Origin of the sequence: Pseudomonas sp. PS01298 (assembly GCF_029959745.1) — a bacterium.
Taxonomy (GTDB): Bacteria; Pseudomonadota; Gammaproteobacteria; order Pseudomonadales; family Pseudomonadaceae; genus Aquipseudomonas; species Aquipseudomonas aylmerensis.
The window spans coordinates 39,829-55,343 of the sequence record NZ_JASCPP010000033.1 but is presented as its reverse complement, the minus strand read 5'-3'; the positions used below and the strand labels follow the sequence as shown (position 1 = coordinate 55,343).

Here is a 15,515-nt window from a genome sequence, read left to right as displayed (position 1 = left end):
GGGCTGCGTAGCAGCCCCAAAACAGATCAGCATGGAATGCCTGGCACACCGCATTTTGCTTGAAAGGGGCTGCTGCGCAGCCCAACGCGGGGCAAGCCCGCTCGCCACAAAAGATCCTGCGCACCCCGTCCTGCAGGCTCACCTTAGAAAGCCTGAGAAAGCCCCCCCAGGCATACCCGTCACAGCGATCAGAAATCGACAGTAGCCGACAGCAAATACGTACGCGGTGTCGACAGGGTCAGCCCCGGCTCGCTGTCATCCGACGCTCCCGCCGAACTCCAGTAGCGTTTATCGGCGACGTTTTCCACGTTCGCGCGCAAGGTAATGTGCTTGTCATCCACCTTGAACGCATAGCGCGCGCCGACGTCGACACGGTTCCAGGCGTCGATCTCCTTGACGTTGGAGGTGTCCAGGTACTGCGAGCTGGAGTAGATGCCACGGCTGGTCAGGGTCAAGCCTTCGAGGCCCGGCACATCCCATTCGGCGCCGAGGTTGACGTTGTACTTGGGCGTGGCCGGCGCGCGGTTGCCGTTGGTGGCGCCGTTGGTGGTGTCCTGCAGCTTGCTGTCGATGTACATCACCCCGCCGAGCAGGCGCACGCCCTTGAGCGGCTCGCCGAACATGCTCAGCTCCGCACCGGTGTTCTGGCGCTTGCCGTTGGGACCGAACACCGTCGTGATGGCATTGGTTTCGTAGGCAGGCTGCTTGATACGGAACACCGCAGCGGTCACCGCAAAGGCGCCGGCGTCGTATTTGGCGCCGACTTCCACCTGGCGGCTGATGAACGGCGGGAAGATTTCATCGTCGTTGGCCGAGGTCGACGGCGCGACCTTGCCCTGGCTCAGGCCTTCCATGTAGTTGGCATACAGCGACAGTTTGTCGGTGGCCTTGAACAACAGGCCACCGGACGGCGAAACCTTTTCCTCGTCGTAGGCGGTGCGGCCTTTGACCCCGTTGTTCCAGTCATCCACCTTGACCCGCTGCCAGCGCGCGCCGAGGGTCAACAGCAGGCGGTCGTCGAAGAAGCCCAGGGTGTCGGACAACGCCACGCCGCTGAAGCGGTTCTCGGTGTAGACCTTCGGATCGGGGCGGGTTTGCACCGAGGGTGTCGGTATCTGCACCGGGTTGTAGAGGTTGCTGCGACCCTGCGCATACCGTGCGCCGCCGTTTTCGAAATCCATATAGAAGTAGCTGGCGGCCAGGTTGACCTCATGGCTCACCGAGCCGGTCTGGAACCAGTTGCGCACGCCGGCGGTGTAGGTGCGCACATTTTCATCGCGGGTGAAATCGCGCGGCAGCACCAGGAAGTCGCCGGCGGCGTTGGTCACAGACACTGCATGGCGCAGGAAGTCGTGGTTACTTTTGCGCGCGCCCATACCGCCGTACAGCATCACGTTATCGCTGAGGTCGTACTCGGCGTTGACCGTCCCGAAGGTGTCGTTGGTGCTGGCCTTGCTCCAGGACTGCGCGTAATTGCGACGCACATCATTGGCGCTCGGCACCGGCGCATTGGCTGCCACCTGCACCCGCTCCTGCGGGGCATCAGTGTCGCGCTCGGTGTGACCGATATCCGTGGAGAGGCGCAGGCGCTCGCCACGAAAATCCAGGCCGAGCACGGCCATTTCACGGTCGACACTCTGGTGGTCCCACTCGGTGTCGCCGGACTGCTTGACGCCGTTGAAGCGGATACCGAACTTGTTGTCCTCGCCAAAGCGCCGCCCTACATCCACGGCGCCGCCGGCCTGGCTGTCGGAGGCCCAGTTGCCGGTAAACGAGTTGATGTCCTTGTCGGTGGCGCGCTTGGGCACCACGTTGATCCCGCCGCCCACGCTGCCACGCGGCGAGATGCCGTTGATCAACTGGGTCGGGCCTTTGAAGATGTCGACGCGGTCGGCCATTTCCATGTCGATGGTGTAGGTCGGCAACACGCCGTAGAGGCCGTTGTAGGCCACATCGCTGTTGAACAGGCTGAAGCCGCGGATGGTGAACTGTTCATAGCGCCCACCGGCCGGGTTGGTGGCGCGTACCGACGGGTCGCTGGCAATCAGGTCACCGAGCGTGCGCGCCTGCTGGTTTTTCACCGCGTCCTGGGTGTAGGTGGTCATGCTGAACGGGGTTTCCATGAAGTCCCGCGTGCCCAGCAGGCCCTGCGAGCCGCGCCGCGCCACCTGGCCACCGGCGTAGGTGTCGCCGTCGTAAAGGCCGGTGGTGCCGAGAATCGAGGTCGGCGCCAGCTCCAGGCTGCTGCCATCCGGTATCGGCACCAGCATGTAATCGCGGTCGCCCATCGGTTGCAATTGTAGGCCCGACCCTTGCAGCAAGCGGGCAAAGCCCTCCTCCACCCCATATTCACCGGACAAGCCACTGCTGCTGCGGCCGCTGACCAGCGCCGGGTCGACGGACAGGTTGACGCCCGACAACCCGGCAAACCGGGTCAGCGCCGCGCTCAGGCTGCCGGCCGGCACCTGGTAACTGCGCCGGGCGGCGGTGTCTTCGGCATAGCTGACGGGGACGAACAACGGGCTGGCGCTGAGGCTCAGCATCAGGCTCAGTTTCAGCAACGGGCGCAAGCGCAAAGGTAGAACTGCGGGCATTGGAGGAAGCTCTCGATTTTGTTCACTTGCCTGGAATGACAGGCGAGGCGAAAAAAGGGGACAGGCTTCGGCCAACTTTCTTCAACATCGCAGGGAAATGGCGACGCCACCTCCCTGAAAAATGGGGAAAAGAGCCACAAGAGTTTCGGATTTTTCGAAGCGTCCGTTTATGTAGTCTTTTTTATAAAGGAACTCCCACGAAGCTTCCGGGTCGGCTGATGTACCTATTTTCATTTCACTACACGGATGGGTCGGATGAAACAGATGTCCTTCGTCGAGACCGAGCATGCTGGCGCCGCCAAGGACGCTCTGTATGCCCGCCTCTCAGGCCCCAGGCACGGTAACGCAAGCCAGCAGGCTGTGCACGACTTTGATAGCTGTCGGAATATCGAATCAGGCGCCGTATTCATTATTGCCTCCGGCCTGTCAGCCAAGTCGTTTCCGTTCGAAACGTTTGCGCACGTGCCTATGATCACGATGAATGGCGCTGTCTCGATGTTTCTGAACACAGACATCCAACCGTTTTTTTACGCCTGCACCGACAGAAGCTTCTCCAAGCAACAGCCGGATTTATTCAAATACGCTATGGCAACCAGCAAACGCGTGGCGCTGTGGGAGGACCACGCGCAATCGTCCCGTGCGCGTCCGACCGGGCAGCTCTATCGGCTGACCAAGGCGAAAAGACCCTCCTGGCTCGATGCGGCCATGGGCAGACACGCTGCCCTGGTGGCCGACCACTCCCTGCTCGCAATGCGCAAAAGGCCGGTAGGCTTCAGCAAAGACATGAGCAAGGGCTTTTTCGACGCACGAACCGTGGCCTACCTGGCCATCCAGTTGGCCTACCACGCAGGCTTCACCAAGGTCTTTCTGGTCGGCGTCGACCTGCATGAAAATTCGGGACGGTTCTACGAGACCCAAGACTCGGTCAAGTCGCCCTGCGGGCTCGATGAGCACTATGAAACCCGCATCCTTCCCTCGCTCGAACTGATGTCCAGGAAGGTCATGGGTAATGACTTCATGGTGTACAACTTCTCCGACTGCTCGCGGATCCCCGAGAGCGTCATACCCCGCGTGACGCTGGGGGAAGTCCAGGCGATGCTCCAGTAAGCCTGCGCGCAGCACTTCCAGGGCCCAAGCCCTGGAGCGCGCCGATCACGCTCCCTCTTCAATCGCCGCGGCCGGGCAGCATGCCTGCGAGCACGTTGTCCTTGTCTATGAAGTGATGCTTCAGCGCCACCAATGCATGCCCACCCACAAGTACCCCGCATAGCCAGGCAGTGTAGGTGTGGATGGCCTTCGCCAAGTCATAGAGACTTTGATCGGGCTCCACCAGCGGCGGCAACAGCAACAACCCGGCGAGCAGGATGGGTTTGTCTGCAACCGAACTCCAGTACCAGCCAGACATCGGCAACCCCACAAGCGCGACGCCGTACAACAGCAGATGACCGACGAACGCGCCCCGCTGCATCAGCGGGCTCATCGTCGCAGGCATCGCCGGGGCCGCATGTGTAAGGCGCCAGCCAACACGCAGCACGATAAGCAAGAGCAGAACGCTGGCCATCGCCTTATGGACAAAGGTGAGCTGGTGCTGAGGGTTAAGCTCATCGCGCCAATGCACCGCCACAATCCCGACAAACCAAGCCACCACCCAGATCAGCGCCATGCCCCAGTGCAACCACTTCGCGGTGGCCGTATAGCTTTCTGCCTTCGACATTCGGATAGCCCTCCCTTTTTGAGAAGCTTGGATTATCGTCAATGGGCGTTATCGAAAAACCGTAAAATGCCGATGATGATGATCGAGTTTTCTGATTTTTCAGGGGGGATGGAGGGTCTTCAGATAGGCTGCAGCAGTAGCAAAGTGGGGACTACACCGACCTTCGTGGCCAGCCTGCGAGGCGCGATTACTTTTTTACGGGCATGAAAAAGCCCAATCGTTTCAGATTGGGCTAAGTCATTGAAAATATGGTCGGGACGGAGTGATTCGAACACTCGACCCCTAGCACCCCATGCTAGTGCGCTACCGGACTGCGCTACGCCCCGACTAGGCGTGTTACTGGGTTTGCTTCGCAACGAAGCGATCAGGAATATACCGCAAGCTTTTGAAATGTGGAAGTATTTTAAAAGCCGGATTTATTTCTTCAAAACCACCAGCACATCTTCGAGTTCGGAGATCATCTGGCGGATCAGTTGCTTGTACTGGGTGGTGTCGTCTTTGGCTTCATCACCGGACATGCGCTGGCGCGCACCACTGATGGTGAACCCCTGGTCGTACAGCAACGCACGGATCTGTCGGATCATCAGCACATCCTGGCGCTGATAATACCGACGGTTCCCGGTGCGTTTGACGGGGTTGAGTTGAGGAAACTCCTGCTCCCAATAGCGCAGCACGTGCGGCTTTACCGCGCATAGCTCGCTGACTTCACCAATGGTGAAGTAGCGTTTGCCTGGGATGACGGGTAGCTCGTCGTTATGACTTGGTTCCAGCATAAGCCTCAACTCGGGCCTTCAACTTCTGCCCTGGACGAAAGGTGACCACACGGCGAGCCGTGATCGGGATTTCTTCTCCCGTTTTTGGATTGCGGCCAGGCCGCTGGCGTTTGTCCCGCAGGTCAAAATTGCCGAAACCGGACAATTTGACCTGCTCATTGTCTTCCAGAGCGTGCCTGATCTCTTCAAAAAACAGCTCGACCAATTCCTTGGCCTCGCGTTTGTTCAGACCCAACTCTTCGTACAGACGTTCCGCCATCTCAGCTTTCGTCAAAGCCCCCATACGTCACTTCCTTAACGTGGCGTTCAACCTTTGTTCGAGCGAGGTGAGGATATTTTGTGTCGTGGTATTCACCTCATCGTCATTAAGAGTGCGCGATGGATGCTGCCAGGTCAAGCCAACTGCAAGGCTTTTTCTATGCGGATCAATGCCTTTACCCTGATAGACGTCAAATAGCCTGAGGTCTGTCAGCCATTCCCCTGCATTTTCACGGATTACATCCAGAACGGCAGTGGCGGCCACTTCACGGTCAGCGATCAGCGCCAGGTCGCGACGCACTTCAGGGAAGCGCGACAACTCGCTGAATTTAGGCATCTTGCCCGCGGCGACTTCAGCCAGGACCAGCTCGAAAACGAAGACTGGGCGGTCCAGCCCCAGGGTTTTCGACAGCTCAGGGTGAATAGCCCCCACGAAACCCACCAGGCGACCTTCGCGCTCGATGCGTGCAGTCTGGCCCGGATGCAGTGCCGGATGCTGACCCGGTACAAAAGTGAAGTCATCCAGCGCACCGGCAAAGCCCAGTACCGCTTCCACGTCGGCCTTGACGTCGAAGAAGTCCACGCCATCGCGGCCCTGCGCCCAGCCTTCCGGCAGACGGCTGCCACAGACCACACCCGCCAGCATTGGCTCTTGCTTGAGGCCATCGAGTTGACCGACGAAACGCAGGCCGCTTTCGAACATGCGCACGCGGTCTTGCTGACGGTTCAGGTTGTGGGAAAGCGCCTTCACCAAGCCAGGCCACAGCGACGAACGCATGGCAGCCATGTCATTGGAGATCGGATTGGCCAACAGCAGCGGCTCGACGCCCGGGTTGAACAGTTCGAACTGCTTCGGGTCGATGAAGCTGTAGGTCACCGCTTCCTGGTAGCCACGGGCAACCAGCAGACGGCGCAACTCAGGCAAGTGCGCACGCGCCTCGGCCTTGGGTTGTGGTGCCAGGCGGGCTTGCGGGTAGCGAACCGGCAGACGGTTGTAACCGTATAGACGCGCCAGTTCTTCGATCAGGTCGACTTCCAGGCTGATATCGAAGCGATGGCTTGGCACTTCAACGTGCCACTGCCCTTCCCCACCGGCGGTAATACCCAGGCCGAGAGCGGACAACAGTTGCTCGATTTCAGCCGGAGCGATCACCAGGCCGAGCATCTGCTCGACGCTTTTGGCACGCAGGGTAATCGGCGCAATGGACGGCAGGTACTGCTCACTGACGGTTTCAGTGATCGGACCCGCCTCACCACCGGTGATTTCCAGCAGCAGGCCCGTGGCGCGCTCCATGGCTTCACGGGCGAGTTTCCAGTCCACACCACGCTCGTAGCGGTGCGAGGCATCGGTGTGCAGGCCGTAGGAACGCGCCTTGCCAGCGATGGCGATCTGGTCGAAAAACGCGCTCTCCAGAAAGATATCGCGGGTAGTCGCGGATACACCGCTGTGCTCGCCACCCATCACACCGGCAATGGCCAGGGCGCGGGAATGGTCGGCGATTACCAGGGTATCGGCACGCAGGCTGACTTCCTGGCCATCGAGCAGCACCAGCTTCTCGCCTTCTTCGGCCATGCGTACGCGGATGCCACCGTTGATTTCGGCGAGATCGAACGCGTGCAGCGGTTGGCCCAATTCCAACATCACGTAGTTGGTGATGTCGACAGCGGCATCGATGCTGCGCACGTCAGCGCGACGCAGACGCTCGACCATCCACAGCGGAGTAGGCTTGGACAGGTCGACGTTACGGATTACCCGACCCAGGTAACGTGGGCAGGCGTTGGGTGCCAGCACTTCGATCGAGCGCACTTCATCGTGCACTGCCGCTACAGGAGCGACCACGGGGCGGGTCACGGGGGCGTTGTACAGCGCGCCCACTTCACGGGCCAGGCCGGCCAGGGACAGGCAGTCGCCACGGTTCGGGGTCAGGTCGACCTCGATGCTGGCGTCTTCCAGTTCCAGGTAGACACGAATGTCCTGGCCAACCGGCGCGTCGGCCGGCAGCTCCATCAAGCCGTCGTTGCCCTCGCCCACCTGCAGCTCGGCCTGGGAGCACAGCATGCCGTTGGACTCGACGCCACGCAGCTTGGCCTTCTTGATCTTGAAGTCGCCTGGCAGCTCGGCACCGATCATGGCGAACGGGATCTTCAGGCCCGGGCGCACGTTAGGCGCTCCGCACACGACCTGGAAGGTCTGCGCGCCATTACTGACCTGGCACACACGCAATTTGTCGGCGTCTGGATGTTGCTCGGTGCTCAGCACCTCGCCCACCACCACGCCACTGAAAACACCGGCGGCCGGCGTCACGCTATCGACCTCAAGGCCGGCCATCGACAGACGAGCAACCAGCTCGTCGCGACCTACCTGCGGGCTTACCCAGCCACGCAGCCATTGTTCACTGAATTTCATCCTGCTCTCCTAAAGATTCGTTACGACTAGCGAAATTGCGCGAGGAACCGCAAGTCGTTGTCGAAGAACAGACGCAAGTCATTCACGCCGTAACGCAGCATGGCCAGGCGCTCGACGCCCATGCCGAAGGCAAAGCCCGAGAACTCTTCCGGGTCGATCCCGGACATGCGCAGCACATTGGGGTGAACCATGCCGCAGCCCATCACTTCCAGCCAGCCGGTCTGCTTGCAGACGCGGCAGCCTTTACCGCTGCACATCACGCATTCCATGTCGACTTCGGCGGACGGCTCGGTGAACGGGAAGAACGAAGGACGGAAGCGCACCGCCAGCTCTTTCTCGAAGAACACCCGCAGGAACTCTTCGATGGTGCCCTTGAGGTCGGCGAAGTTGATGTCGCGATCAACCAGCAGGCCTTCGACCTGGTGGAACATCGGCGAGTGGGTGATATCGGAGTCGCTACGGTACACACGGCCTGGGCAGACGATGCGGATCGGCGGCTTGTTCGCTTCCATGGTGCGGACCTGTACCGGCGAGGTATGGGTGCGCAACAGCATGTTCGCGTTGAAATAGAAGGTGTCGTGCATCGACCGGGCCGGGTGATGGCCTGGGATGTTGAGCGCCTCGAAGTTGTGATAGTCGTCTTCGACCTCAGGGCCTTCGGCAATGCCGTAGCCGATGTGGGTGAAGAACTGCTCGATTCGTTCCAGAGTCCGGGTGATCGGATGCAGACCGCCCGAGGCCTGGCCACGGCCAGGCAAGGTCACGTCAATCGACTCGGCGGCGAGCTTGGCCGCTAGATCGGCCTCCTCGAGCGACGCCTTGCGCGCATTGAGCACCTCTGTGACACGCTCCTTGGCAACGTTGATCAGCGCACCGACTTGCGGACGCTCTTCAGCCGGCAAATTCCCCAGGGTCTTCATCACCTGAGTCAATTCGCCCTTTTTGCCAAGGTAGTGAACCCGGATTTGCTCCAGGGCATTGATATCTTCAGCGCTTTGCACAGCCTCAAGAGCTTGAGCGACGAGCGCGTCCAGGTTTTCCATGTACAGACTCCAGATACAAAATAGGGGAAGAGCTTGAAGGCTCTTCCCCTATTTATGACGTTTAACACCTTGGGCCACAGGAGTGACCCAGGGTGACTGTCGGGGGTACTTAAGCCAAGGTGGCTTTAGCTTTCTCGACAATCGCAGCAAACGCCGCTTTTTCGTTCACTGCCAGATCAGCCAGAACCTTACGGTCGATCTCGATGGACGCTTTTTTCAGGCCAGCGATGAAACGGCTGTAGGACAGACCGTTAACACGAGCACCAGCGTTGATACGAGCGATCCACAGAGCGCGGAACTGACGTTTTTTCTGACGACGGTCACGGTAGGCGTATTGGCCTGCCTTGATTACCGCTTGCTTGGCAACACGGAATACGCGTGAGCGTGCGCCGTAGTAGCCTTTAGCAAGTTTCAGAATTTTTTTGTGACGTTTACGGGCAATGACGCCACGCTTTACACGAGCCATGAGTTACTTCCTCTATTCTTGATCCAAAAATTAACGAAGGCGCAGCATGCGCTCGACTTTTGCCACGTCAGACGGATGCAGCAAGCTGCTACCGCGCAGTTGACGCTTACGCTTGGTCGACATTTTGGTCAGGATGTGGCTCTTGAAAGCGTGCTTGTGCTTGATACCGTTAGCAGTTTTCAGAAACCGCTTAGCAGCACCACTTTTAGTCTTCATCTTTGGCATGTTCGGATACTCCGCATTCAGTTGATAAACATAATCAGAAGGCCTGCCGTGCCCTGTTGATTACTTCTTCTTTTTCGGGGCGATGACCATGATCAGCTGGCGTCCTTCCATCTTAGGATGCTGTTCGACCGAACCGTACTCGAGCAGGTCAGCTTCAACCCGCTTGAGGAGTTCCATCCCCAGCTCCTGGTGGGCCATCTCACGGCCGCGGAATCGCAAGGATACCTTGGCCCTGTCCCCATCACTCAGGAAACGTACCAGGTTGCGCAGTTTTACCTGGTAATCCCCTTCCTCCGTCCCTGGACGAAACTTGATTTCTTTTACTTGAATCTGCTTCTGGTTTTTCTTCGCCGCAGCAATCTGCTTCTTCTTCTCGAAGATCGACTTGCCGTAGTCCATCACCCGGCAAACAGGCGGGACTGCGTCGGCGGAGATTTCCACCAGGTCCAATTTGGACTCTTCAGCGATACGAAGCGCTTCATCAATCGAGACGATGCCAATCTGCTCGCCGTCAGCGCCAATTAACCGAACCTCGCGTGCCGAGATATTCTCGTTGATCGGGGCTTTCGGTGCAGCTCGTTTATCTTGTCTCATTTCACGCTTAATAATAATTACTCCGAATCTGGGCGACCACGCCGGGAAACCGCTTGCGCGAGGAACTCAGCGAACTGGGCGACGGGCATCGAGCCCAGGTCAGCACCTTCACGAGTACGCACAGCGACAGTCTGCATCTCGACTTCCCGATCTCCGATAACCAAAAGATAGGGAACCTTGAGCAAAGTATGCTCGCGGATTTTAAAGCCGATCTTTTCATTTCTCAAGTCGGACTTGGCACGAAATCCGCTTTCGTTGAGAGTTTTTTCAACTTCAGCGGCAAAATCGGCCTGTTTATCAGTGATATTCATGATCACTGCCTGGGTCGGAGCCAGCCACGCAGGGAATGCCCCCTCGTAGTGCTCGATCAGGATCCCGACGAACCGTTCGAACGAGCCGAGGATCGCCCGGTGCAGCATAACCGGGTGTTTACGGCTGTTGTCTTCGGAGACGTATTCGGCTCCCAGACGGATCGGCAGGTTAAAATCGAGCTGCAAGGTACCACATTGCCAGACACGGCCAAGGCAATCTTTCAGCGAGAACTCGATCTTCGGCCCGTAGAAGGCCCCCTCGCCCGGCTGCAGGTCGTACGCAAGGCCCGCACTGTCTAGCGCTGCGGCCAGGGCAGCTTCGGCGCGATCCCACAGCTCGTCGGAACCGACGCGTTTTTCCGGACGAGTGGACAGCTTCATTTCGACTTCGGTAAAGCCGAAATCGCGATAGACATCCATGGTCAGCTTGATGAACGCGGCGGATTCGGCCTGCATCTGCTCTTCGGTGCAGAAGATGTGGGCGTCGTCCTGGGTGAAGCCGCGCACACGCATGATGCCGTGCAGCGCACCCGAGGGCTCGTTACGGTGGCAGGCACCGAACTCGGCCAGGCGCATCGGCAACTCGCGGTAGCTCTTCAGGCCCTGGTTGAATACCTGCACGTGGCACGGGCAGTTCATCGGCTTGATGGCGTAGTCGCGGTTTTCCGACTGGGTGGTGAACATGTTGTCGGCGTAGTTGGCCCAGTGCCCGGATTTCTCCCACAGGCTGCGGTCAACGACTTGTGGAGTCTTGATCTCCAGGTAGCCGTTTTCGCGCTGAACCTTGCGCATGTATTGCTCGAGCACCTGGTACAGGGTCCAGCCGTTCGGGTGCCAGAACACCATGCCCGGCGCTTCTTCCTGGAGGTGGAACAGGTTCAGGCGCTTGCCGATCTTGCGGTGGTCGCGTTTTTCAGCTTCTTCGATGCGCTGGATGTAGGCCGCCAGCTGCTTCTTGTCAGCCCAGGCAGTGCCGTAGATCCGCTGCAGTTGCTCGTTCTTCGCGTCGCCGCGCCAGTAGGCACCGGACAGCTTGGTCAGCTTGAACGACTTGAGGAAGCGTGTATTCGGCACGTGCGGGCCACGGCACATGTCGACATATTCTTCGTGGTAATACAGGCCCATGGCCTGCTCGTCCGGCATGTCTTCCACCAGACGCAGCTTGTAGTCTTCGCCACGGGCGGTGAACACGTCGATCACTTCGGCGCGCGGCGTGACCTTCTTGATCACGTCGTAATCTTTTTCGATCAGCGCGTGCATGCGCTGCTCGATAGCCGCCAGGTCGTCCGGCGTGAAAGGACGCTCGTAGGCGATATCGTAATAGAAGCCTTCTTCGATGACCGGGCCGATCACCATCTTCGCGGTCGGGTACAGCTGCTTGACTGCATGGCCAATCAAGTGCGCGCAAGAGTGGCGAATGATCTCCAGCCCCTCTTGATCCTTGGGCGTGATGATTTGCAGGCTGGCGTCACGGGTGATCAGGTCGCTGGCATCCACCAGCTTGCCGTCGACCTTGCCGGCCACGGTGGCCTTGGCCAGGCCTGCACCAATGGATGCGGCGACCTCGGCTACGGAAACCGAATGATCGAATGAACGTTGACTGCCGTCGGGAAGAGTAATAGTTGGCATGGCGCCTCCTCTCCTAGTGGTGACCCCTACCAAAGGTCACGTGGGTTGGGATGAGCCAGTACAAGATCCAACACCAGGCCGTTCAGTGATGAACGCCTGCCTTACAGCGGCAGGAGCCTTTCGGCCAACCGATAATCGAACCAGAGTGACTGGAGTGAGCTAAAAAGAAACATGGCAAGGCGGCAATTGGCACGCCCGGAATTCGCCAAGCGCAAGATGCTAGCACAGATGAACGGTCATCGCGCCGACGGCATCTTGCGTAAACGCAAATTCCGGCCTTTATAGCTGCAAAAGTGAACTTGAGCTGTACGCCATGCCTCAAACCCACTGAGAATCGCCGTTCGTCCTCGACCCAAAGGAGCATCCCATGATGCGTTTCACCTCTACCCTCGCTCTCGCCGCTACCCTGAGCCTCCTTTCCCTCGGCGCGCAGGCTGCAGCCCCATCCAACTGGCCAGCCGGTGCCCGTGACAGCTTCGTTAAAGACTGCAGTGCAGCCGCCCAACAGAACGTGGACGCCAAAACTGCCAAAGACCATTGCGAATGTGGCGCCGACAAGATCAACGCAGAATTGAGCACTGCCGAGATCAAGGAGCTGATGACCAATCAGAACGCGGATCCTGCGCTCAAGAACAAGGCAGTCGCGGCGATTACGTCGTGCAAAGTCGTGAAGAAAAAGTAACTACGACCCGAAATCAGACGGTCGTTTTGCTGAAAAAAAGGCCTGAAAACTGCCATTTCGCACAAATTACGCAGCTTTTACGGCTTTTTTTAACAGCTGATATTTCGTGCTAAAGCCCCGTAGATCGGGGCTTTCAGCCAAGAACAGCACTAAACGCAACGCTATTGATTAGCAAACAATGCCTTGGGGGGGCTCCCAAGTCGAACATTTCGACTATGATAGCCCAGTGTGCCCAGTTGGCCTGAGCAGCACAGCACTACTGAAAATATATGTTTCTTGGAGATACACCATGTCTAATCGCCAAACCGGCACCGTTAAATGGTTCAACGATGAAAAAGGCTTCGGCTTCATCACTCCTCAAGGTGGCGGTGACGACCTGTTCGTACACTTCAAAGCTATCGAAAGCGACGGTTTCAAAAGCCTGAAAGAAGGCCAAACCGTTTCCTTCGTGGCTGAGAAAGGCCAAAAGGGTATGCAAGCTGCACAGGTTCGCGGCGAGTAATTCTCCGCTGAGCTAAAAAAAACCCCGTCCATGTGACGGGGTTTTTCATGCGCGCTGCAAAAGCCGGCAGGCTATCAGCCGCAATTGACCCGCGTGATCACCAGGTTATCGTCGGTGTTGAGGTTCAAGCGGTCGGAGCGGTATTCCAGGGTGATCATATCGTTGGGCTTGAGGATGCGCGCGTTCTGCGCACCGGCACGGGTACGGGCCTGCTCCAGCAACTGGGGCGAAGCTTTCTGGCCGATCGTGAATTCGGCGGCCTTCGACTCACAGCGGCTATGACCGGCATCGGCCACGGCGGCGTCTCTGGCTGGCTCAGAGGCACCCTGGGTGCTGCAACCCGCCAACGCGAGTGCTGCCAACAAAGTACCGAATGATGCGAGCTTCCAAGGCATGAAGCCTCCTATGATAAAAAATGGACAGAGATCGTGCGACAGCAGTCGCGCGGATTGGTTTCAAGACGTAAACCGCCGCCGGGCAAGTCTGCCTGACTCTGCACAGGCATTCGCCCGGTCAATCGTGACCAGATATGAAAACAATCAGTAGATATCGATGTAGTCAAACGGCGGCTTCGGCCAGTTCTGCTTCAACGCATTGAAAATCTGCGTGACCCATACCTCATCGCTTGCCGCCACATTGCCTACGTAACCAGAGCCTTTGGCCCAGGTTTCCAGGCGAAACAGCAGCCCATCGATGTCCACGCCGCCCACAGCCTTCCCGGAAGAGATGTAGGCAATGCCGCCCTTGGTTACCCGCAACTGGGTATGTTCGTCGTCGCTGGCACTGGCGATCAGTTGACGCACGGCAGCCAGGGTCAGGTTCTCGGGGTTGTTCAAATCGATCTGCACGCGGTGTTCCCCGGCAATTGGACAGGCGGACAGTGTCGCACAGGGCTGGGCATCTGCCGAAGCGCTTGATGCCTAAGTAGCAGTGCCAAACGCCGCGCAAAATGGTTAACTGCGCCCGTGAGAACCGCGTTCCAGCGCATTGCCCAGTACTTTCAGCCCCGTGAGATTTCCATGACCACCGTAACCCTCCAAGCCGACATCAAAGCCAAGTGGCCCCAAGGACAGAGCTCCTACAGCCCCGGAAGCCCGGAGGAATTGGCGATCATCGGTATCGACCTGCTGGTCAAGGAACTCGGCACTCAGGCGGCGCAAGCCTTCATCGGCCAGATATTCGAGAAATACCCGGCCGACCACATGGGCGCACACGACCCCGAGCGCGAATAAGAACCGGTCGGCGAGCGCCGACCGGCAGCAGCGTTACTTCAGGCGCGCGAGGCGCTCGGTGAGCAGGTCGAAGAAGCCCTGGGCGTCGCCGTTTTCAACCCAGAACGCGTTCTTCGGTTGTTTCAGGCCGTCGTACCAATCGACGATGGTCTGGCCGAAGGTCGGGCCTTCACGGCTGTCCACCACCACATTGACCTCACGGCCGCTGAACAGCGAAGGCTTGAGCAGGTAGGCAACCACGGTAGCGTCATGCACCGGGCCGCCGGGAATGCCGTAGTGCTCCATGTCGCCCTTGACGTATTCATTCAGGATATCGCCGACGATCTTGCTCGCGTTGTTCTTGATATCGGCGATCTGTTTCAAGCGCGCTTCACTGGTCAGGACCTTGTGGGTCACGTCCAGCGGCAGGTAAGTCAGCTTCACCCCGCTCTTGAGCACGATCTCGGCCGCTATCGGGTCCGCGAACAGGTTGAACTCGGCCACAGGCGTGATATTGCCGCCATTGAAGTGCGCACCGCCCATCACCACCACTTCCTTGATGCCCTGGGTGATTTCCGGCGCCTGGGTCAGCGCCAGTGCGAGGTTGGTCTGCGGACCGAGCATGGCGATGGTGATGCTGTGGGGCTTGGCGGTGCTCAGGGTCTTGATCAGGTAGTCGACGGCATTGCCGTCAGCCAGGCCCTTTTTCGGTTCATGCACGGTGACCCCGGAAATCCCCTCCTTGCCATGGATGTTCTCGGCGTAGATCGGCGTGCGCAGCAGTGGCTGTGGCGCACCGGCGTACACCGGAATGTCCTCGCGCCCTGCCCACTCGCGGGCCAGGCGTGCGTTGCGAGAGGTCTTGTCCAGGCGCACGTTGCCGGCGACGGTGGTCAGCGCACGAATGTTCAACTCATCCGGCGAGGCCATGGCGAACAGCAACGCCACCACATCATCGGCGCCAGGATCGGTGTCGATGATCAAGTCGATTTTTTCCGCCGCTTGGGCGCTTGCAGCAGTGAGCGCGGACAAAAGCAGAACACTCCGAAACAGATTTTTCAGGGTTGGGAGACCACGTTGCATAAAACACTCCTTGTCGTTGGGAA

The 15,515-nt window shown here is 58.8% G+C and carries 17 protein-coding genes and 1 tRNA gene; 4 read left to right on the top strand and 14 right to left on the bottom strand.

Annotated features, from left to right (window positions below; translation table 11 throughout):
• Positions 1 to 188: 188 nt before the first annotated feature.
• The gene (locus tag QMX97_RS14190) at positions 189 to 2,594 is read right to left on the bottom strand and encodes a TonB-dependent receptor (protein ID WP_282397104.1); all 2,406 of its coding nucleotides are present in this window, start codon (positions 2,592 to 2,594) and stop codon (positions 189 to 191) included.
• 255 nt (positions 2,595 to 2,849) lie between these two features.
• On the opposite strand from QMX97_RS14190, the gene QMX97_RS14185 reads away from it, so the two are divergent.
• On the top strand, positions 2,850 to 3,701 hold the full coding sequence (locus QMX97_RS14185; RefSeq protein WP_282397103.1) for a lipopolysaccharide biosynthesis protein: 852 nt from the start codon (positions 2,850 to 2,852) through the stop codon (positions 3,699 to 3,701).
• A 58-nt stretch (positions 3,702 to 3,759) separates the two neighbouring features.
• Here the strand turns inward: QMX97_RS14185 and QMX97_RS14180 are convergent, their stop codons facing one another.
• From QMX97_RS14180 to thrS, 10 genes are all read right to left on the bottom strand, one after another.
• Positions 3,760 to 4,308 (bottom strand): cytochrome b/b6 domain-containing protein, encoded by a 549-nt coding sequence (locus tag QMX97_RS14180; protein ID WP_106803202.1) that lies wholly within the window; start codon positions 4,306 to 4,308, stop codon positions 3,760 to 3,762.
• A gap of 249 nt (positions 4,309 to 4,557) precedes the next feature.
• A tRNA-Pro gene (locus QMX97_RS14175) sits at positions 4,558 to 4,634 on the bottom strand.
• A gap of 90 nt (positions 4,635 to 4,724) precedes the next feature.
• Positions 4,725 to 5,081, bottom strand: coding sequence for a MerR family transcriptional regulator (locus QMX97_RS14170; protein ID WP_003174972.1), 357 nt, complete (start codon positions 5,079 to 5,081; stop codon positions 4,725 to 4,727).
• A complete protein-coding gene (gene ihfA, locus QMX97_RS14165) occupies positions 5,062 to 5,364 on the bottom strand; it encodes an integration host factor subunit alpha (RefSeq protein ID WP_002553164.1) in 303 nt (100 codons plus the stop codon). The genes QMX97_RS14170 and ihfA overlap by 20 nt, the downstream gene beginning before the upstream one ends.
• Positions 5,365 to 5,367: 3 nt before the next feature.
• On the bottom strand, positions 5,368 to 7,746 hold the full coding sequence (gene pheT / locus QMX97_RS14160; RefSeq protein ID WP_282397102.1) for a phenylalanine--tRNA ligase subunit beta: 2,379 nt from the start codon (positions 7,744 to 7,746) through the stop codon (positions 5,368 to 5,370).
• 26 nt (positions 7,747 to 7,772) lie between these two features.
• The gene (gene pheS, locus QMX97_RS14155) at positions 7,773 to 8,789 is read right to left on the bottom strand and encodes a phenylalanine--tRNA ligase subunit alpha (protein WP_034099107.1); all 1,017 of its coding nucleotides are present in this window, start codon (positions 8,787 to 8,789) and stop codon (positions 7,773 to 7,775) included.
• A gap of 109 nt (positions 8,790 to 8,898) precedes the next feature.
• The gene (gene rplT / locus QMX97_RS14150) at positions 8,899 to 9,255 is read right to left on the bottom strand and encodes a 50S ribosomal protein L20 (RefSeq protein WP_002553161.1); all 357 of its coding nucleotides are present in this window, start codon (positions 9,253 to 9,255) and stop codon (positions 8,899 to 8,901) included.
• A 30-nt stretch (positions 9,256 to 9,285) separates the two neighbouring features.
• A complete protein-coding gene (gene rpmI, locus QMX97_RS14145; protein ID WP_002553160.1) occupies positions 9,286 to 9,480 on the bottom strand; it encodes a 50S ribosomal protein L35 in 195 nt (64 codons plus the stop codon).
• 60 nt (positions 9,481 to 9,540) lie between these two features.
• Complete coding sequence (gene infC / locus QMX97_RS14140) at positions 9,541 to 10,092, bottom strand: translation initiation factor IF-3 (protein WP_169850653.1); 552 nt, start codon at positions 10,090 to 10,092, stop codon at positions 9,541 to 9,543.
• Complete coding sequence (thrS, locus tag QMX97_RS14135; RefSeq protein WP_065903656.1) at positions 10,092 to 12,014, bottom strand: threonine--tRNA ligase; 1,923 nt, start codon at positions 12,012 to 12,014, stop codon at positions 10,092 to 10,094. Before thrS ends, infC begins: the two co-directional genes overlap by 1 nt.
• A 367-nt stretch (positions 12,015 to 12,381) precedes the next feature.
• Here thrS and QMX97_RS14130 point away from each other — a divergent pair, with 367 nt between their 5' ends.
• Together QMX97_RS14130 and QMX97_RS14125 are read left to right on the top strand one after the other, a co-directional pair.
• Entirely contained in the window at positions 12,382 to 12,696 is a 315-nt protein-coding gene (locus tag QMX97_RS14130) for a hypothetical protein (protein ID WP_083221367.1), read from the top strand.
• A gap of 289 nt (positions 12,697 to 12,985) precedes the next feature.
• Positions 12,986 to 13,198, top strand: a complete 213-nt coding sequence (locus QMX97_RS14125; protein WP_003234260.1) for a cold-shock protein — start codon at positions 12,986 to 12,988, stop codon at positions 13,196 to 13,198.
• Between the two features lie 74 nt (positions 13,199 to 13,272).
• On the opposite strand, the gene QMX97_RS14120 is transcribed toward QMX97_RS14125, so the two are convergent.
• Together QMX97_RS14120 and QMX97_RS14115 are read right to left on the bottom strand one after the other, a co-directional pair.
• Positions 13,273 to 13,593, bottom strand: coding sequence for an I78 family peptidase inhibitor (locus QMX97_RS14120; protein ID WP_282397101.1), 321 nt, complete (start codon positions 13,591 to 13,593; stop codon positions 13,273 to 13,275).
• Between the two features lie 144 nt (positions 13,594 to 13,737).
• The gene (locus tag QMX97_RS14115; RefSeq protein ID WP_065903662.1) at positions 13,738 to 14,046 is read right to left on the bottom strand and encodes a hypothetical protein; all 309 of its coding nucleotides are present in this window, start codon (positions 14,044 to 14,046) and stop codon (positions 13,738 to 13,740) included.
• 171 nt (positions 14,047 to 14,217) lie between these two features.
• Here QMX97_RS14115 and QMX97_RS14110 point away from each other — a divergent pair, with 171 nt between their 5' ends.
• On the top strand, positions 14,218 to 14,430 hold the full coding sequence (locus QMX97_RS14110; RefSeq protein ID WP_010209115.1) for a hypothetical protein: 213 nt from the start codon (positions 14,218 to 14,220) through the stop codon (positions 14,428 to 14,430).
• Positions 14,431 to 14,463: 33 nt separating this feature from the next.
• Here the strand turns inward: QMX97_RS14110 and QMX97_RS14105 are convergent, their stop codons facing one another.
• Positions 14,464 to 15,492: a nucleoside hydrolase gene (locus QMX97_RS14105; RefSeq protein ID WP_262133242.1), complete on the bottom strand. Its 1,029-nt coding sequence runs from the start codon at positions 15,490 to 15,492 to the stop codon at positions 14,464 to 14,466.
• Positions 15,493 to 15,515: the final 23 nt, after the last annotated feature.

Coding starts and splice junctions, on each gene's coding strand:
- QMX97_RS14190 (WP_282397104.1), bottom strand. CDS start 2,594: ATGCCCGCAGTTCTACCTTTGCGCTTGCGCCCGTTGCTGAAACTGAGC.
- QMX97_RS14185 (WP_282397103.1), top strand. CDS start 2,850: ATGAAACAGATGTCCTTCGTCGAGACCGAGCATGCTGGCGCCGCCAAG.
- QMX97_RS14180 (WP_106803202.1), bottom strand. CDS start 4,308: ATGTCGAAGGCAGAAAGCTATACGGCCACCGCGAAGTGGTTGCACTGG.
- QMX97_RS14170 (WP_003174972.1), bottom strand. CDS start 5,081: ATGCTGGAACCAAGTCATAACGACGAGCTACCCGTCATCCCAGGCAAA.
- ihfA (WP_002553164.1), bottom strand. CDS start 5,364: ATGGGGGCTTTGACGAAAGCTGAGATGGCGGAACGTCTGTACGAAGAG.
- pheT (WP_282397102.1), bottom strand. CDS start 7,746: ATGAAATTCAGTGAACAATGGCTGCGTGGCTGGGTAAGCCCGCAGGTA.
- pheS (WP_034099107.1), bottom strand. CDS start 8,789: ATGGAAAACCTGGACGCGCTCGTCGCTCAAGCTCTTGAGGCTGTGCAA.
- rplT (WP_002553161.1), bottom strand. CDS start 9,255: ATGGCTCGTGTAAAGCGTGGCGTCATTGCCCGTAAACGTCACAAAAAA.
- rpmI (WP_002553160.1), bottom strand. CDS start 9,480: ATGCCAAAGATGAAGACTAAAAGTGGTGCTGCTAAGCGGTTTCTGAAA.
- thrS (WP_065903656.1), bottom strand. CDS start 12,014: ATGCCAACTATTACTCTTCCCGACGGCAGTCAACGTTCATTCGATCAT.
- QMX97_RS14130 (WP_083221367.1), top strand. CDS start 12,382: ATGATGCGTTTCACCTCTACCCTCGCTCTCGCCGCTACCCTGAGCCTC.
- QMX97_RS14125 (WP_003234260.1), top strand. CDS start 12,986: ATGTCTAATCGCCAAACCGGCACCGTTAAATGGTTCAACGATGAAAAA.
- QMX97_RS14120 (WP_282397101.1), bottom strand. CDS start 13,593: ATGCCTTGGAAGCTCGCATCATTCGGTACTTTGTTGGCAGCACTCGCG.
- QMX97_RS14110 (WP_010209115.1), top strand. CDS start 14,218: ATGACCACCGTAACCCTCCAAGCCGACATCAAAGCCAAGTGGCCCCAA.
- QMX97_RS14105 (WP_262133242.1), bottom strand. CDS start 15,492: ATGCAACGTGGTCTCCCAACCCTGAAAAATCTGTTTCGGAGTGTTCTG.